Raw genomic sequence first — 16,807 nt, forward strand, 5'->3', positions numbered from 1 at the left:
GCCGTGGTCACGAGCCGGTCACGACTTCGCGGCGACCGGTTGCGGAGCCGTCGCGAGCGGGCGTAGCTTCCTCCTCCAGCAGGCAGCGTCGCCTGCTCCAGGCGGTCGCCGTCCGCGTGCGGACGGCGTCCTCCCTGGTGATCTCGATGAGGAGACAACGCTGTGAACACAACCCGCACCAAGGTGCGCCTCGCCTCCGTCGCCGGGCTCGCCGCCGTCGGCCTCGTGCTGACCGGTTGCTCGGCCGGCGGTGCCGCGAACACGGACGACGCGAAGAGCGGCCAGGACAGCCGCGGTCCGATCACCTACGTCCAGGGCAAGGACAACTCGAACGTCGTGCGACCGCTGATCGAGAAGTGGAACGCCGCCCACCCGGACGAGAAGGTCACGTTCAAGGAGCAGTCCGACCAGGCCGACCAGCAGCACGACGACCTCGTGCAGCACTTCCAGGCCAAGGACGAGAACTACGACGTGGTCGACGTCGACGTGGTCTGGACCGCCGAGTTCGCCGCGAAGAGCTGGCTCACCCCGCTGACCGGCTCGATGGCGATCGACACCTCGAAGCTCCTGCCGTCCACCGTGAAGACGGCGACCTACAACGACACGCTCTACGCGGCGCCGCAGACCTCCGACGGCGGACTCCTCTACTACCGCAAGGACCTCGTCAAGACGCCCCCGACGACGTGGGACGAGATGATGCAGGACTGCGACATCGCGAAGCAGGCCGGCATCGGCTGCTACGCGGGGCAGTTCGCGAAGTACGAGGGCCTCACGGTGAACGCCTCCGAGGCCATCAACGGCGGCGGCGGCTCGATCCTCGGCAAGGACGGCGCACCCGACGTCGACACCACGGCCGCGAAGGCCGGTCTGCAGAACCTCGTCGACGCGTTCAAGGACGGCAACATCCCCGCCGAGGCGATCACCTACCAGGAGGAGCAGGGCCGCACCGCGTTCGAGGACGGCAAGCTGCTGTTCCTGCGCAACTGGCCGTACGTCTACAACCTCGCCAAGACCGACGGTTCGTCGAAGGTCAAGGACACGTTCGGGATCGCTCCGCTGCCCGGCAAGGACGGTGTCGGTGCCTCGACCCTCGGCGGGCACAACGCGGCGATCAGCGTGTACTCGAAGCACAAGGCGACGGCGCACGACTTCCTCGAGTTCCTGATCTCGAACGACACGCAGAAGTTCTTCGCGACCCAGGGCTCGCTCGCCCCGGTCGTCGGCGACCTCTACACCGACTCCGAGCTCACGAGCAAGCTGCCGTACCTGCCGACGCTCCTGAAGTCGATCGAGTCGGCCGAGCCGCGTCCGGTCACGCCGTTCTACCCGGCCGTGACGAAGGCGATCCAGGACAACAGCTACGCCGCGCTGAAGGGCTCGAAGAGCGTCGACGAAGCCGTGAAGGACATGCAGGCGGCCCTGCAGTCGGCGACCAGCAGCGGCAACTGATCGCGACCACGTGCCGGACTGGAGGCGCGGGACCGTCCCGCCCCGCGCCTCCCGTCCGCCCCACCCTGCGTCCCGACACCCGCCCGAGGAGGCCGTCGAAGTGTCAGCAGCAACCGAGATCCCCGCAGCGATCCCGAACCCCACCGGCACGGAGCCGGAGCGCCGCCGCGGCGGCCTGAACGCCGAGCACGGCCGCTGGGCCGTGTACCTGATCGGCCCGACGATCGTGCTCCTCGCCGTCGTCATCGGCTACCCCGTCGTCAGCGCCGTCGTCCAGTCGTTCCAGCTCGACCAGGGCCTCGACAAGGCGACCGGCCTGTTCGTGCAGGGCGGCTTCGCCGGCATCACGAACTACGTGCACTGGCTCGGCCAGCAGTGCGGCACCACCACCTGCCCGCCCGGCAGCCTCGGCTCGCAGTTCTGGGTGTCGATGGGCAACACGTTCTTCTTCACGGTCGTGACCGTCGCCCTCGAGACCGTCATCGGCGTCTGGATGGCGATCATCATGAACCGCGACTTCCGGGGCCGCGCCCTCGTCCGTGCCGCGATCCTGGTGCCGTGGGCCATCCCCACCGCCGTCACCGCGAAGCTCTGGTACTTCATCTTCGACGCGAACGGCGTGCTCAACCACGTGCTCGGCCAGCAGGTCCTCTGGACGAGCGGCGAGTGGGCCTCGCGCTGGGCGGTCATCATCGCGGACACCTGGAAGACGACACCGTTCATGGCGCTGCTCATCCTGGCGGGCCTGCAGCTCATCCCCGACGAGGTGTACGAGGCCGCGAAGATGGACGGTGCCTCGACGATGCAGCGGTTCTGGAACATCACGCTGCCGCTCGTGAAGCCCGCGCTCATGGTCGCCGTGCTCTTCCGCGTGCTCGACGCCCTGCGCATGTACGACCTGCCGGCGATCCTGACGGGCGGCGGCGGTGGCTCCGGCAACGCGACCACCACGCTGTCGATCCTCGTCGTCGACCAGATCCGGCAGGGGTTCAACTCCGCGTCGGCCCTCTCCACCATCACGTTCCTGGTGATCTTCGCCGTCGCGTTCGTCTTCGTCCGGTTCCTCGGCGCGAACGTCGTGCAGACCCAGGCCGCCCAGCAGAAGGGTGAGCTCAAGTGACCATCGCAGCCGACCGTCCCCGAGCGGTCCCGAACCCCCGTGAGCGTGCAGCCGACCGTGGCGACGTGCGGGTCCAGCGGCACACCGGGCAGAAGTTCCGCACCGCCATCCAGGCCGTGGTCATCGCCGTGTGGTGCCTGCTGCCGTTCTACTGGATGGTCGTCACGAGCTTCCGCGACGTCGGCTTCACCTTCGACGCCACCCCGTGGCCGACGCACGTCACGCTCGACAACTACACGACGGCGTTCTCGACCGCCCTCGGCAACCACCTCGGCCGGGCGCTGCTGAACAGCCTGCTCATCGGCGGGGTCGTGACGGTCATCGCGCTGCTCGTCGGCACGAGCGCCGCGTACGCGCTGGCCCGGCTCGAGTTCCGGGGGAAGTCGCTCATCGCGGGCGCCATCCTGGCCGCGTCGATGTTCCCGGGCGTCGCGCTCATCTCCCCGCTGTTCCAGCTCTTCACGGACATCGGGTGGATGGGCACGTACCAGGCGCTCATCCTGCCGAGCATCTCGTTCGTGCTGCCGCTGACGGTCTACACGCTCGCGAGCTTCTTCCGCGAGATGCCGTGGGACCTCGAGGAGGCCGCCCGCATCGACGGGTGCACCCGGATCCGGGCGTTCCGGCGCATCATCATGCCGCTGGCCGCCCCGGCCGTGTTCACCACCGCGATCCTCGCATTCATCTCGAGCTGGAACGAGTACCTCATCTCCTCCCAGCTGTCCTCGGACGCCACCCAGCCGGTCACCGTCGCCATCGCGTCGTTCGCCGGGTCGCAGCCGCACCAGGAGCCGTACACCGCGGTGATGGCGGCGGGCACGATCGTCACGATCCCGCTCGTCGTCCTCGTGCTCGTGTTCCAGCGGCGGATCGTGGCCGGCCTCACCGCCGGCGGCGTGAAGGGCTGAGCCACGTGGCCCAGCGCGCACCGCGGCGGCCGACCGCGCGGATCGAGGAGGCGATCGGCTTCGCCGGCGCCTTCGGGCTCCTGTTCCTCGGCGTGACGGTGGCGTGCGAGGTCACCGGTCGGCCGGCGCTCGGGTGGGCGCTGGTGCTGCTCGTCTGCGTCGTCGCGGTGGTGGTGCTCGACCGGTGGCGGGTGGCCGTGCTCCGGCGGCACGCCGCGGCGACCGGTGTGGTCGACGGCATCGGGGCGGCGCGGCCCGCGCCGGGTCGGGTCGGCGCGCGGGCCGTGGCAGGACGCGGGGCCGGACGGGGTGCGACGCCGACCGGCCGTCCTGCGGAGGTACGGCGCGACGTCGACGGGTGACGCGCCTCCCGGCCGGTCGTCCGATCCACGCTCGCGCCGACGGACGGAACCACGGATGCGACGTCGAACCAGGGCCGCGCCCTGGTTCGACGTCGGGAAGCTGGTTCGACCCGACTCGACCCGACCGCGACCGCGACGGTGACGGCGCCGCAGCAGGCGCGTAGGGTCGCCCGCATGGAGGTCACCAAGCTCGAGCACGCCTGCCAGGTCGTCACCGTGGACGACGCCCGTCTCGTCCTCGACCCGGGCGGCTTCACCCGCCCGGTCGACGCCACCGGGGTCGTCGCCGTGGTCGTCACGCACGCACACCCCGACCACGTCACGCCCGAGCAGGTGCGGGGGATCCTCGACCGGAACCCCGACGCGGTCGTGCTCGGGCCGGCGGGCGTCGCCGACGCGCTGGCCGGTGCCGGCATCCCGGTGGACGTCGTCACCGACGGCGACCATCGCACCGTCGGACCGTTCGCGCTCGACTTCCACGGCACGCGCCACAACGTCATCCACGCGTCCGTGCCGGTCGTCGACAACACCGGTGTGCTCGTGGACGGCCGGTTGTTCCACCCGGGCGACGCGTACACGGTCCCCGGTGTCCCGGTCGAGGTCCTGGCCGCTCCCGTCGGCGCCCCGTGGCTCAAGGTGGGGGAGATGATGGACTGGATCGCCGCCGTCGCACCCCGTCGTGCCTTCCCGGTCCACGAGGCGACGCTGTCCGAGGTCGGCCTCGGGATGCACATCGACCGCCAGCGCGAGGCGCTCGGCGAGGGCGAGCTCGTGGTGCTCCGGCCCGGCGAGACGCTCACGCTCTGAGGCGGCACACCCGGGCGACACGCCTCGTTTTGGCAGCGCGGCACTGCTGTGCCATACTTATCGGGTTGTCGGAACGGCCCCATCGTATAGCGGCCTAGTACGTCGCCCTCTCACGGCGGTAACGCGGGTTCGAATCCCGCTGGGGTCACCACAGGTGGCTTGCCTCCGAGTCCGACAACGCGTGTGCTCCGTCCGCGGAGACCACGGCCCCATCGTATAGCGGCCTAGTACGTCGCCCTCTCACGGCGGTAACGCGGGTTCGAATCCCGCTGGGGTCACACACGACACGAACCCCCGTCGAGCTCCGGCTCGGCGGGGGTTTCGTCGTCCCGGTCCCGGTCCCGGTCCCGGTCCCGGTCCCGGTCCCGGTCTCGGTGCCGGTGCCGTCAGCCGCCGGTCCGCGCACGCTGCGCCAGCCGCGCGTTCGCCGTCGTCGCCGCGCCCGTCATCCGGTCGAGGAACGCCAGTGCCGCCCGAGCATCGTCCGGCTCCGTCGCGCGCAGCGTCCCGGCGATCTCGTGCCCGGCGAACCCGAGGAACGCCTCGTTCGCACGCCGGGCCCGCTCGGTCGTCCGGAGCGTGACCCGTCGCCGGTCCGTGCTCTCCCGGTGGCGGGTGACGTGCCCGGCGGCCTCGAGCCGGTCGACGAGCACCGAGGTCGCACCGGACGTCATCCCGATCCGTCGCGCGAGCTCCGCGGGGGACAGCGGTTCCCCCGCGCGCTCGGCCCAGAGCACCTGGCCCAGGGCGTTCGCGTCGGAGGGTGTCAGGTCCACCCAGGCGCCGAGGTGCCGGTTGAGCTCGTCGAACGCGACGGCCCAGTCCCGGAGCCGTTGCATCACGGCGACCTCGACGTCGGTCCACGCGGTGTCGAGCGGGTCGACGTCCATCCAGCTTCCTCCACAGTCAAGTCGCTTCACTGTAAAGCACGGCGGCCGGACGGTCGTCCGACACCCCATCCCGAGGAGCAGGACATGTCCGCACCACACGCAGTGATCTCCGGAGCGAGCATCGCAGGTCTGTCCGCCGCCTGGTGGCTGCGCCGCACCGGGTGGGAGGTCACGGTCGTCGAACGCGCGCCGTCCTTCCGGACCGGCGGCCAGAACGTCGACGTCCGCGGGGTGGCCCACGAGGTTCTCGAGCGGATGGGCCTCGTCGACGCGGTCCGTGCGGCGAACACCACCGAGACCGGCACGGTGCTCGTGCGGCAGGACGGCTCGGTCCGTGCCGAGCTCCCGAGCGACGGACCGGACGGCGCCACCGCCGAGCTCGAGGTCCTCCGCGGGGACCTCGCGCGGATCCTGCTCGACGACCTGCCCGACGGGGTCGAGGTCCTCTACGGCGACACCGTCGCCGCCGTGACGGACCGGGAAGACGCCGTCACCGTCGTCACGACCGGCCGACGACGGTTCGACGCCGACCTGCTGGTCGTCGCCGAGGGCGTGCGGTCGTCCACGCGTGACCTCGTGTTCACCGGACCGGGCGACGTCGACCCCCGGGACCTCGGCGTGACGATGGCGTTCGGCACGATCCCGCGCACCGCGGACGACGACGACCGGTGGCGGTGGTACACCGCGGTCGGGGGTCGGCAGGTGCACCTCCGGCCGGACCCGTACGGGACGACCCGCGCGATCCTCGCGTACGCGGGGGAGGACGACCTCGTCGACCGAGGCCGCGGCGACCTCGTCGACGCCCTGCGCCGGCGGTACGAGGGGGTCGGGTGGGAGACCGACCGCGTGCTCGAGGGGTTCGCGGCCACCGACGACCTCTACGTCGACCGGCTCACGCAGATCCGGATGCCGTCCTGGCGGCGTGGACGCGTCGCCCTGGTCGGCGACGCCGCGTGGTGCGTCACACCCATGGGTGGTGGCGGCGCCTCCCTCGCGCTCACGAGCGGGTACGTCCTCGCCGCGTCGGTGGCCGGGGCCGTGGACGGCGCGGCCGTGACCCGCGACATCGTCACCGGGCCGCTCGACCGTGCGACGGTCGAGCGTGCGCTGACGTCGTTCGACGACTGGATGCGGCCCCTCGTCGACGACGTGCAGGGGATTCCGGACGGCATGATCCGCTTCGCCTACCCGCGGAGCCGGGTCGGTCTGGCTGCGCGGCGGGCAGTCGACGCGGTCGTGCTCGGGACGCCGCTCCGGAAGCTCGCGGCACGCATCACGCAGGTCGCCGACACCGAGCGGCCGCTGCCGCCCCTCGTCACGGCGTCCTGAACGCGGACCGGTACCGGTCCGGCGCCCGGTCGGTCCGCGCGTCGGACGGGAGGCGCGGGACCGGCCCGCACCGCGCCTCCCGTCCGGCACGCGGTCGGTCCGACACCCGGTCGGTCCGGCACCCGGACCCGGTCCGTCCGGCGTTCGCTCAGTCCGTCGCCGCCACGCGTCCCTCGACCAGGCGCGCGATCTCGCGGGCGGCCGCCCGACCGGCGCGGTTCGCGCCGATCGTCGACTGCGACGGTCCGTACCCGACCAGGTGGACGCGCGGGTCGGACGCCACGCGGGTCCCGACCATCGCGATGCCGCCCGACGGTCCGCGCAGACCGAGCGGGTCGAGGTGGTCGAGCGCGGCCCGGAAACCGGTGGCCCAGAGGACGACGTCGACGGAGGTGGACGACCCGTCTGCCTCGACCACGCCGTGCGGGGTCATCCCGGTGAACATCGGGCGGCGTTCGAGCACGCCGCGCTCCCGGGCGGCGAGGGCGTGGTCGGTCCAGAGCAGGCCCGTGTACGAGACGATGCTGCCCGGGGCACGGCCCGCGGCGACGTCCGCGGCGACCCGGCGCTCGACGTCGACGCCGTCGAGCTCGTGCACGAACGCACCGGGCAGGAACACCGGATCGCGGCGCGTGTACCAGACGGTGTCGGTCACGCGGCTGATCTCCTCGAGGAGCTGCACGGCGGAGATGCCCCCGCCCACGACGGCGACCCGGCGGCCCCGGAACCGCTCGGCGGCGACGTACTCGCGGCTGTGCAGCTGCTCGCCGAGGAAGCGCTCCGTACCGGGCACCTCCGGGACGACCGGGGTGTCCCACGTGCCGGTCGCGTTCACCACGGCCGACACCCGCCAGTCGCCGCGGTCGGTCTCGATCGTGAGCGGGCCGTCGGTGGTCCCGGCCGGGGACCGCACGGCGCGGACGCGCACGGGGCGGTGGACCGGCAGGCGCTCGTGCTCCTCGTACGCCGCGAAGTAGCGGGGGACCGCGGAGCGGCTCGGCTCCTCCTGGTCGATCTCCGGCAGCGGCATGCCGGGCAGCGCGAAGATGCCGTTCACCGTGCGCATCCGGAGCGACTCCCAGCGGTGCTGCCAGGCGCCGCCGGGGCGGTCCCCGGCGTCGAGCACGACGACGCTCGGAGCCGTCGGAGCGGTCGGAGCGGTGTCGAGCCCGACGGGGGTGAAGCCGCGGGCGACCAGGTGGTGCGCGGCCGACAGGCCGGCCTGCCCGGCGCCGATCACCGCGACGGTCGCGGGGGACGGCGGGGTGGGCACGGTCCAACGGTAGTCGTGTGCGACCCGGGGGACAGTCCGGACCGACCGATCGTTCTTCCCCCACCGTGCTGTTCTGTCTACCTCCGAGTAAGGTTAGGCTTACCTAACGTGAACAGCACGCAACCACTGCTCGAGATCCTCACGTCCGACCGTGCCGACCGGTACCGAACGGTCGTCCGCGGTGCCGTCGACCGGACCGCGACCCGCCTGGCGGCCGTCACGACCCCGACCACCGACACCCTCGCGGCCGTCCTCCGCGACCGCGTCGCCGCCGTCGACCTCGACCGGCCGCTCGGTTCTGCCGAGGCCGCGGTCGACGAGGTCGACGACCTCGTCACGGCCGAGGCCGTCTGGTTCCACGACCCCGGCTACCTGGCGCACCTGAACTGCCCCGTCGCCGTCCCCGCGGTGGCCGCCGAGGCGGTGCTCGCCGCCGTCAACACCTCGGTGGACACCTGGGACCAGTCGCGGATCGGCACCGAGGTCGAACGCCGGGTCGTCTCGTGGGCCACCGACACGATCGGCTTCACCGCCGGTGACGGGGTCTTCACCTCCGGCGGCACGCAGTCGAACCTGCACGCCCTGCTCCTGGCACGCCAGGCGGCGACCCGGGCCGGCCGCGGTCCCGCGCTCGACGACCTCGTCGTGTTCGCCACCGTGTCCAGCCACTTCAGCGTCCGGCGGTCGGCGATGGTCCTCGGGCTCCCCGAACGCGCGGTCGTCGACGTCGCCACCGACGCCGCCGGCCGGATGCGTCCGGACGACCTCGCCCACGCGATCGCCGATGCCCGACGTGCGGGGCTGACGCCGATGGCCGTCGTCGCCACCGCGGGGACGACCGACCGCGGCTGCATCGACCCGCTCGAGCCGATCGCCGACGTGTGCGACCTCGAGGACGTCTGGCTCCACGTGGACGCCGCCTACGGGTGCGGACTGCTCGTGTCCCCGACGCGACGGCACCTGCTCGACGGCATCGAGCGCGCCAGGAGCGTCACGGCGGACTTCCACAAGTCGTTCTTCCAGCCGGTGTCGTCGAGCGCCCTGCTCGTCCGCGACCCGGCCGACCTCCGTCGTGCCTCGTGGCACGCCGACTACCTCAACCCCGAGGACGCCGACGAGCCGAACCAGGTCGACAAGTCGCTCCAGACCACGCGGCGCTTCGACGCGCTGAAGCTCTGGACGACGCTCCGGGCGAGCGGCGGTCCGGCGATCGGGCGGGCCTTCGACCGGGTGCTCGACGTCGCCGAACGCGTGCACGACCACGTCCGGCGGCACCCGGACCTGGTGCTCGTCGCCCCGACCCAGCTCAGCACGGTGCTGTTCCGCTGGCAGCCGGACGGGGTCTCCGACGTCGACGCGGACGCCCTCGTGGGACCGCTGCGCGCGACACTCCTCGCCGAGGGGCGGGTGCTCGTCGCGAAGACGGTCGTCAACGGTCGGCCGACCAGCAAGCTCACGCTGCTGAACCCCGAGACCACCGTCGACCAGGTCGTCGCGTCGCTGGACCACGTGGTCGCGACCGCCGCGCGGCTGCACGGTGAGCGGGTCCACGGCCGCGCCCACGCCGGCGCCCACGGCGCTCCGACGACGGGAGCGGACCGATGACGACCAGCACGAGCACGAGCGCGAGCACCACCGTGCACGACCTGGTCGGCATCGGCATCGGCCCGTTCAACCTCGGCCTCGCCTGCCTGACCGACCCGCTCGACGACCTCGACGCGGTGTTCCTCGACCGGGCCGACGGCTTCGCCTGGCACCACGGCATGATGCTCGACGACGCCACCATCCAGGTGCCGTTTCTCGCCGACCTCGTCACGATGGCCGACCCGACGTCACCGTTCTCGTTCCTCGCCTGGCTCAAGGAGACCGGCCGGCTCTACCCCTTCTTCATCCGCGAGGACTTCCACCCCCTGCGCACCGAGTACGACGCGTACTGCCGCTGGGCCGCCGATCGCCTCGACACCCTCCGGTGGGGGCGCCGGGTCGTCGCGGTCGAGCACGACGCGGGCACCGACCTGTTCACCGTGCACGCCGAGACGCCCACCGGTCCCGAGCGGTACCTCGCCCGGCACGTCGTGCTGGGCATCGGGACCGAGCCCGCCGTCCCCGAGGCGCTCCGCGACCTGGACGGTCCGGTGGTGCACTCCGCCGGCTACCTCCCCGCCCGCGACGACCTCCGCAGCGCGGACTCGATCGCGGTCGTCGGCAGCGGGCAGTCCGCGGCGGAGGTCTACCGTGACCTGCTCGAGGGCATCCGCGACGGCGGCTACCGCCTCGACTGGATCACCCGCTCGCCCCGGTTCTTCCCGATGGAGGACACCAAGCTCACGCTCGAGATGACGAGCCCCGAGTACACCGACCACTTCCACGCCCTGCCGGGCCCGGTCCGCGACCGTCTGGGGCGGGAGCAGCGCGGCCTGTACAAGGGGATCAGCGCCGACCTGGTCGACGAGGTGTACGACACGCTCTACCGGATCAGCGTCCGGGGGCCGGTGCCCACGACGCTCCGCACCGACACGAGCGTCGTCGCCGCCGACTGGTTGCCGGACCGCGACCGGTTCCGCCTGACGCTCCGGCACGGGCAGCTCGGCACCGAGACGGAGCACGAGGTCGCCCGGCTCGTCCTCGCGACCGGGTACCGGCCGCGCACGCCCGACTTCCTCGCGCCCGTCGAGCACCTGGTCGCCCGTGACGACCGGGGACGGTTCGCGGTCGCCCGCGACCTGCACGTCGACACCCTGGGCGGTCGCATCTGGGTGCAGAACGCCGAGGAGCACACGCACGGCCTGACCGCCCCGGACCTCGGCATGGGCGCGTGGCGGAACGCGTCGATCATCCGGTCCGTCACGGGTCGCGCCGTGTACGGCCTGGAGGAACGGATCGCCTTCCAGGAGTTCGGCCTGCCCGGGGGGCGGCCGGTCCCCGTCCCCGTGGCGAGCGACGACGGCGCGGCGAGCGCCGGCCCCGCGGCGAGCGCGGACGACCCTGCGGTGGACGGCCGGGCCGCGACGGCCGGGATGACGGCGTGAGCGCCCCCGTGACGGTCGCCGTGCCGGCGGACGCGACCACGGGCCTCCCGTCCGTCCACCCCGTCGACCCGGACCGCGACGCCGCGCTCGTGCAGCGGTGGCTCGGGCACCCGGCGTCCTCGTGGTGGGCGATGACGGACCACGACGTCGACGCCGTCGGCGTGTACCTGCGGGCCGTGCAGGAGGACCCGGCGCAGGCCGGCTGGTTGCTCCGGTGGGGCGGCGAGCCGATCGCGTACGCCGAGACCTACGACCCGCGCGAGGTGCTGCTCACCGACGTGTGGGACGCCGAGCCCGGCGACGTCGGCATGCACCTGCTCGTCGCCCCCGCCCCCGCCGAGGGGCGCGTGCCCGGTCTGACGACCGCCGTGATGCAGGCCGTGGTGGAACACTGCCGCGACGCCCTCGGCGCACGCCGCGTCGTCGTCGAGCCGGACGTCCGCAACACCGCGGTGCAGCGGAAGAACGCCGAGGCCGGCTTCCGGGCGCTCCGCGAGGTCGACGTCGACGGGAAGCGGGCGCTGCTGTCGGTGCTCGACACCGAGCGGATCGGCGTCCCCGACGACGACGGGCCCGCCGCACACCTGCGGCCCGAGCACCTGGAGCCGGCCCAACGGCGCCTCGTCGCGAAGGCCGTCGCCGAGTTCACGCACGAGCGGCTCGTCGCCCCTCGCACGGACGGGGACGCGTGGGCACTCGACGCGGGGGACTCGACCTACCGGTTCCGCGCCCGGGTGCACGCGCTCGAGCACTGGGTCGTCGACGAGGCGTCCCTGACCCGGAGCCGCCGAGGGTCTCGCGATCCGGTGCCGCTCGACGCGCAGGACCTGGTGCTCGGGCTGCAGCACGAGCTCGGGATCCCCGACGACCTGCTCGGCACCTACCTGGAGGAGATCGCCTCGACCCTGGCGTCCGCCGCCGCGAAGCACCGCCGCGGGGGACCGTCCGCGGCGCAGCTCGCCCGCGGACGGTCCGACGGCGACGTCGTCGCGGGGTTCCAGGACGCCGAGGCCGCGATGACGGAGGGGCACCCGGCGTTCGTCGCCGCGAACGGCCGCATCGGCTTCGGCCTCGACGAGTACCGGTCGTACGCACCGGAGTCGGGCGGTCGGTTCCGGTACCGGTGGCTCGCCGCCCGACGGGAGCACACGCACCTGGCGCTCGCCGCGGACCGTACCGAACAGCAGCACTGGGCAGCCGAGCTCGACGGCGCGACGGTCGACCGGTTCCGGGACACGCTCGAACGCCGGAGGCTCGACCCGGACGCGTACACGTGGTTCCCGGTGCACCCGTGGCAGTGGCAGCACCGGATCGCCGTCACCTTCGCGCCGGACCTCGGGCGGCAGGACCTCGTCGACCTCGGCGAGGGGCCGGACGACCACCAGCCCCAGCAGTCCATCCGCACGGCGTTCAACCGCTCGGCGCCGGAACGGTCGTACGTCAAGACGGCGCTCGCCGTGCAGAACATGGGCTTCCTCCGGGGCATGTCCCCGGCGTACATGCGCACGACGCCGGCGGTGAACGACTGGGTTGCCAGCCTGGTCGTGGCCGACCCGGTGCTCGCCGACGCCGGCTTCGGGGTCCTCCGCGAGCACGCCGCGATCGGGTACACCGGCGACGCCTACCACCGGATCGGGTCGGGTCCGGCGCAGCGGGGCGCGCCGCAGCGGAAGATGCTCGCAGCGCTCTGGCGCGAGAGCCCCGTCCCGCGGCTGGCACCGGGGGAGCGGCCGGTCACGATGGCGGCCCTGCTGCATCGGGACGCCCGCGGCCGGTCGGTCGCCGCCGCGCTCGTGCAGCAGTCCGGGCTCGATGCCGCCACGTGGGTGGGACGGTACCTCGACGCGTACCTCCGCCCGGTCGTGCACTGCCTGACCGAGCACCAGCTGCTGTTCATGCCGCACGGCGAGAACCTCGTGCTCGTCCTCCGCGACGGCGTGGTGTCCCGGGTGTTCATGAAGGACATCGGCGAGGAGGTCGTCGTCGTCGGCGACGTCGCGGTCCCCGACGGGATCGAGCGGATCGTGCACCCCGTGGACGACGACGAGGCAGCGCTCGGCGTGTTCACGGACGTGTTCGACGGGGTGCTGCGACACCTGGCGGCGATCCTCGACGAGGACGGGGTGCTGCCGGATGCGGTGTTCTGGCGGCTCGTGGGGTCGTGCGTGGACGCGGCGTCGGTCGGTCGCGCCCGGCCGCTCGACCTGCGCGTGCCGGACTTCGAGCACTCGTGCCTGAACCGCTTGCAGCTGCGGAACACCCTGCAGATGGTGGACCTGTCCGCCCAGACGGAGTCCCTCATCCGGGCCGGGCGGATGCCGAACCCCGTCGCTCGCTGAGGGTCCGGACACGAACCGGGGTCGCGAGCCGTCCCCTCGACTGCTCGCGGCCCGGTTGTGCCAGGCTGGCCGGGTGACCAGCGCCGTGCAGCTCATCCGGACCGACCGCCTCAGCGGCGTGGCGGAGTACGCGTACGCCGCGACCGCTCCCGCCGGAGCACGACCGGTCTTCCTCGCCGGCGCCTGCCCGCTCGACGAGGACGGCAGGACCGTCGCCGTCGGCGATCCCCGCGGGCAGGCGGCGCAGTGCATGGCGAACCTCGAGACGGCGCTCGCCGCCGCCGGCGCCGGGCTCGCCGACCTCCTGCACACGCGGGTCCTCGTCGCCTCGTCCGACCAGGCGGACCTCGTCGCCGCGTGGCAGGTCGTCCGCGCCGCCATGGGCGACCACGACGTCCCGAGCACGCTGATGGGCGTCACCGTCCTCGGCTACGACGACCAGCTCGTCGAGGTCGAGGGTGTCGCCGCGGTGGTGGACTGACCGCGGTGGCGCTCGGGACGGGAACACGACCGCCGCACCTGCGCTGGCGGTCCCTCGGGCTGGTCGCCGTCGGCGGCGCGATCGGCACCGGCGTCCGGGCCGCGCTCGCCGCCGCGCTGCCTGCGGTCGACGGCATCAGCTGGACGATCCTCGCGATCAACGTCGTCGGCGCGTTCTGCCTGGGACTGCTGCTCGAGTCGCTCGCACAGCGCGGTCCGGACGAGGGGCGTCGCCGCACCGTCCGGCTGTTCGTCGGCACCGGGGTGCTCGGCGGCTTCACGACGTACTCGACGCTCGCCGACGACACCGCCCGGCTGCTCGACGTGGGCCGCTGGGGCGCCGGTGCCGGGTACGCACTGCTCTCGGTCGTGCTCGGTCTCGTCGCCGCGGCGGCGGGAGCGTGGATCGCCGGCGCACGGCGCGCCCGCCGGTCCGGAGCGGGGGAGGTCCGGTGAGTCCGCTCGAACTCCTCCTGGTCTCCGTCGGCGGCGGTGTCGGTGCCGCGCTCCGCCTCTGGCTCGACGGCACCGTCAAGGCACGGGTGAGCCGGTTCCCCCTCGGCACGCTGATCATCAACGTGACCGGGTCGCTCGTCCTCGGCTTCGTCACCGGGCTCGGGGAGACCGGTGCACTCGGTCCCTCGACGGTCGCCGTGCTCGGGACGGGCATGATGGGCGGGTACACGACGTTCTCGACGGCGAGTGTCGAGACCGTCCAGCTGTTCCGGTCCGCCAGGCCCGGACCCGCCGTGCTGAACGGTCTCGGGATGCTCGTCGTCTCGGTCGGCGCAGCCGCGCTCGGCCTGTACACCGGAAGGAACACATGACCTCGGAACGCCCCGGCGAACTCGTCCTCGTCCGCCACGGAGAGACGGAGTGGTCGAAGAGCGGTCAGCACACCGGCCGCACCGACATCCCGCTCACCGAGCACGGTATCGAGCAGGCGGAGCGCGCCGGCCGGTACCTCGCCGACCGGACGTTCGCGCTCGCGCTGTCCAGCCCGCTCCAGCGTGCGCGGGCCACGGCGGAGCTCGTCGGCGTCGACCCGGAGCTCGACGAGGACCTGTACGAGTGGGACTACGGCGCGTACGAGGGCCTGACCACCCCGCAGATCAAGGTCAAGCGGCACGGGCCGTGGGACCTCTGGACCGACGGCGTGCCCGCGGGGGACACCCCGGGCGAGAACGCGGCGGAGGTCCGCGTCCGCGTCGAGCGCGTGCTGAACCGCGTGCGGCCGGTCCTCGCCGAGGGTGACGACGCGATCGTGGTCGCCCACGGGCACGTGCTCCGCGCGCTCGGCGCCGCCTGGATCCGGCTCGCGCCGCAGGACGGAGCCGTGCTGAAGCTCGGGACCGCGACCGTCAGCTCGCTCGGCTACGAGCACGGGCGCCCCGTCATCGACTCCTGGAACGTCACGCCCGGCGCCTGACCCCTCCGCAACACGCAACGTGGGCGACCCCCCGCAGCGACATCTCGCTGCGAGGAACCGCCCACGTTGCGTGTTGCGGGCCCAGCGCCGCGCCTGCGGGTCAGACGGTCCGGATCGCGCTCGTCGCGCCCAGCGCGCGACCCCGTCGACGCTCGATGGCCCGCCCGACCACGAGCAGCCCGACGCTCACCACGGCCCCGAGCGTCGTCTGCGCGATCCGGTCGAGCGCGAGGAGCTCCGGCGCCTCCGGGAGGCTCAGCCACGACACGGCGAGCGCGAGCGGCGTGAGGAACAGCAGCGTCACGGCGTAGTGCCGCGCGACGAAGATCTCCGCGAAGAACTGCCCGATCACCGCGATGACGACGATCCACCACGCCGAGGGTTCGAGCAGCAGGATCCCCACCGCGACGACCGTGCCGCCGATGGTGCCGACGAAGCGCTGCACCGCGCGGACGACGGTGTGGCGCTGCCGGATCGCGGGCAGCGTCGACACGACCGCGATGACGGCCCAGTACGGGTGCCCGAGCCCGGGGACCGTCTCGGCGACCGCACCGGCGACGAGCGCGCCGACGACGTTGAGCCCGACGGTCTCCCACACGGCGGGCGTGCGGAGGACGGCGAGCGACCGGTGCTTGCGCTGGGCGATCGGACGGAAGACGTGGGGGGCCCGCGGGTGCAGCACGAGCCGGATCAGCCCGCCGGACATCGCGACGAGCCAGGCCCAGGCGAGCGAGGCGACGATGATCGTCGCGACGAGCGGCAGGTCGGCGGGACGGACGGGCACGAGCGCCGACACGCAGAACGCGAACACGGGGAAGATCGGCTGCGCGGGGATGGTCTGCAGTGCGCTGAGCGTGCAGACCGCGACGACGAGGACCACCACGAGCCCGGCGCCCTGCAGCCACAGCGGCGCACCGGACAGCGACACCGCGAGCCCCGCCGCCATGCACGCGCCCTGGAGCGCGGCCGCGATCCCCGTGGTCACCATCCGCTGCCGGTACGGCTCGGTCGCGCCGAAGATGGCGGTGAACCCGGCGAACATCGCGAACGCCGCGTACCCGGGCATCCCGAGTGCGACGAGCAGCGCGAGCGGGACGCCGCCGGCGATCGCGGCGCGGGCTGCGCCCTCGAGGTTGGTGGTCCGGGTCGAGTGCGCAGGTGTCGTCATGTCGCTCCCATCCTCCCACCGCGACGGGTGTCGTCGACGCGGGCCCGGCGCACCGGGCGAGGGCACGGCCGGACGGGAGGCGCGTGGCGGTCGTGCGCCGCGCCTCCCGTCCGGCTCCCGGGGACGTCCGACCGCCCGACCCGCGTTGGTATACCAACCTGCTAGACTCGCCGGACCACGCCGCACCCGCGGCGTACCGACGTCAACGAGGAAGGGCCGGGCCG

16 protein-coding genes and 2 tRNA genes are annotated in these 16,807 nt (G+C 73.1%); 15 read left to right on the forward strand and 3 right to left on the reverse strand.

The genetic code is table 11. The features are described 5' to 3' along the window. Positions 1 to 162: 162 nt before the first annotated feature. The 7 genes from Cus16_RS00065 (at position 163) to Cus16_RS00095 (ending at position 4,924) form a co-directional block, all read left to right on the forward strand. A complete protein-coding gene (locus Cus16_RS00065; protein WP_411266590.1) occupies positions 163 to 1,449 on the forward strand; it encodes an ABC transporter substrate-binding protein in 1,287 nt (428 codons plus the stop codon). A gap of 130 nt (positions 1,450 to 1,579) precedes the next feature. After that, positions 1,580 to 2,569 (forward strand): carbohydrate ABC transporter permease, encoded by a 990-nt coding sequence (locus tag Cus16_RS00070; protein WP_069711314.1) that lies wholly within the window; start codon positions 1,580 to 1,582, stop codon positions 2,567 to 2,569. Continuing rightward, positions 2,566 to 3,477 (forward strand): carbohydrate ABC transporter permease, encoded by a 912-nt coding sequence (locus Cus16_RS00075; protein ID WP_141718744.1) that lies wholly within the window; start codon positions 2,566 to 2,568, stop codon positions 3,475 to 3,477. The genes Cus16_RS00070 and Cus16_RS00075 overlap by 4 nt, the downstream gene beginning before the upstream one ends. Before the next feature lie 5 nt (positions 3,478 to 3,482). Further along, a complete protein-coding gene (locus Cus16_RS16130; RefSeq protein WP_069710648.1) occupies positions 3,483 to 3,839 on the forward strand; it encodes a hypothetical protein in 357 nt (118 codons plus the stop codon). Positions 3,840 to 4,013: 174 nt separating this feature from the next. Further along, positions 4,014 to 4,646, forward strand: a complete 633-nt coding sequence (locus Cus16_RS00085; RefSeq protein ID WP_069710649.1) for an MBL fold metallo-hydrolase — start codon at positions 4,014 to 4,016, stop codon at positions 4,644 to 4,646. Between the two features lie 75 nt (positions 4,647 to 4,721). Beyond that, positions 4,722 to 4,797, forward strand: a tRNA-Glu gene (locus Cus16_RS00090). Between the two features lie 54 nt (positions 4,798 to 4,851). Continuing rightward, positions 4,852 to 4,924: transfer RNA gene (locus tag Cus16_RS00095), tRNA-Glu, on the forward strand. Between the two features lie 108 nt (positions 4,925 to 5,032). Here the strand turns inward: Cus16_RS00095 and Cus16_RS00100 are convergent. Then, on the reverse strand, positions 5,033 to 5,536 hold the full coding sequence (locus tag Cus16_RS00100; protein WP_069710650.1) for a MarR family winged helix-turn-helix transcriptional regulator: 504 nt from the start codon (positions 5,534 to 5,536) through the stop codon (positions 5,033 to 5,035). A gap of 84 nt (positions 5,537 to 5,620) precedes the next feature. Between Cus16_RS00100 and Cus16_RS00105 the strand changes: the two genes are divergently transcribed. Further along, positions 5,621 to 6,865, forward strand: coding sequence for an FAD-dependent monooxygenase (locus Cus16_RS00105; RefSeq protein ID WP_069710651.1), 1,245 nt, complete (start codon positions 5,621 to 5,623; stop codon positions 6,863 to 6,865). A gap of 148 nt (positions 6,866 to 7,013) precedes the next feature. Here the strand turns inward: Cus16_RS00105 and Cus16_RS00110 are convergent, their stop codons facing one another. After that, entirely contained in the window at positions 7,014 to 8,138 is a 1,125-nt protein-coding gene (locus tag Cus16_RS00110) for an NAD(P)-binding domain-containing protein (protein ID WP_069710652.1), read from the reverse strand. A gap of 108 nt (positions 8,139 to 8,246) precedes the next feature. Here Cus16_RS00110 and Cus16_RS00115 point away from each other — a divergent pair, with 108 nt between their 5' ends. From Cus16_RS00115 to Cus16_RS00145, 7 genes are all read left to right on the forward strand, one after another. Next, on the forward strand, positions 8,247 to 9,743 hold the full coding sequence (locus Cus16_RS00115) for a pyridoxal phosphate-dependent decarboxylase family protein (protein ID WP_223246465.1): 1,497 nt from the start codon (positions 8,247 to 8,249) through the stop codon (positions 9,741 to 9,743). Further along, the gene (locus Cus16_RS00120) at positions 9,740 to 11,167 is read left to right on the forward strand and encodes a lysine N(6)-hydroxylase/L-ornithine N(5)-oxygenase family protein (protein WP_083263574.1); all 1,428 of its coding nucleotides are present in this window, start codon (positions 9,740 to 9,742) and stop codon (positions 11,165 to 11,167) included. The genes Cus16_RS00115 and Cus16_RS00120 overlap by 4 nt, the downstream gene beginning before the upstream one ends. Then, complete coding sequence (locus Cus16_RS00125) at positions 11,164 to 13,506, forward strand: GNAT family N-acetyltransferase (RefSeq protein ID WP_069710653.1); 2,343 nt, start codon at positions 11,164 to 11,166, stop codon at positions 13,504 to 13,506. The genes Cus16_RS00120 and Cus16_RS00125 overlap by 4 nt, the downstream gene beginning before the upstream one ends. A 73-nt stretch (positions 13,507 to 13,579) precedes the next feature. Continuing rightward, entirely contained in the window at positions 13,580 to 13,987 is a 408-nt protein-coding gene (locus Cus16_RS00130; protein ID WP_069710654.1) for a RidA family protein, read from the forward strand. A 5-nt stretch (positions 13,988 to 13,992) separates the two neighbouring features. Further along, positions 13,993 to 14,442, forward strand: coding sequence for a fluoride efflux transporter FluC (locus Cus16_RS00135; protein ID WP_069710655.1), 450 nt, complete (start codon positions 13,993 to 13,995; stop codon positions 14,440 to 14,442). Continuing rightward, positions 14,439 to 14,813: a fluoride efflux transporter CrcB gene (crcB, locus tag Cus16_RS00140; protein WP_069710656.1), complete on the forward strand. Its 375-nt coding sequence runs from the start codon at positions 14,439 to 14,441 to the stop codon at positions 14,811 to 14,813. The genes Cus16_RS00135 and crcB overlap by 4 nt, the downstream gene beginning before the upstream one ends. Then, a complete protein-coding gene (locus tag Cus16_RS00145) occupies positions 14,810 to 15,415 on the forward strand; it encodes a histidine phosphatase family protein (RefSeq protein WP_069710657.1) in 606 nt (201 codons plus the stop codon). Before crcB ends, Cus16_RS00145 begins: the two co-directional genes overlap by 4 nt. 100 nt (positions 15,416 to 15,515) lie before the next feature. On the opposite strand, the gene Cus16_RS00150 is transcribed toward Cus16_RS00145, so the two are convergent. Next, positions 15,516 to 16,583 (reverse strand): FUSC family protein, encoded by a 1,068-nt coding sequence (locus tag Cus16_RS00150; protein WP_069710658.1) that lies wholly within the window; start codon positions 16,581 to 16,583, stop codon positions 15,516 to 15,518. Positions 16,584 to 16,807 lie beyond the last annotated feature (224 nt).

It is taken from the genome of Curtobacterium sp. ER1/6 (assembly GCF_001742745.1).
GTDB classification, from domain to species: domain Bacteria; phylum Actinomycetota; class Actinomycetes; order Actinomycetales; family Microbacteriaceae; genus Curtobacterium; species Curtobacterium citri.

Coding starts and splice junctions, on each gene's coding strand:
- Cus16_RS00120 (WP_083263574.1), top strand. CDS start 9,740: ATGACGACCAGCACGAGCACGAGCGCGAGCACCACCGTGCACGACCTG.
- Cus16_RS00105 (WP_069710651.1), top strand. CDS start 5,621: ATGTCCGCACCACACGCAGTGATCTCCGGAGCGAGCATCGCAGGTCTG.
- Cus16_RS00085 (WP_069710649.1), top strand. CDS start 4,014: ATGGAGGTCACCAAGCTCGAGCACGCCTGCCAGGTCGTCACCGTGGAC.
- Cus16_RS00100 (WP_069710650.1), bottom strand. CDS start 5,536: ATGGACGTCGACCCGCTCGACACCGCGTGGACCGACGTCGAGGTCGCC.
- Cus16_RS00145 (WP_069710657.1), top strand. CDS start 14,810: ATGACCTCGGAACGCCCCGGCGAACTCGTCCTCGTCCGCCACGGAGAG.
- Cus16_RS00150 (WP_069710658.1), bottom strand. CDS start 16,583: ATGACGACACCTGCGCACTCGACCCGGACCACCAACCTCGAGGGCGCA.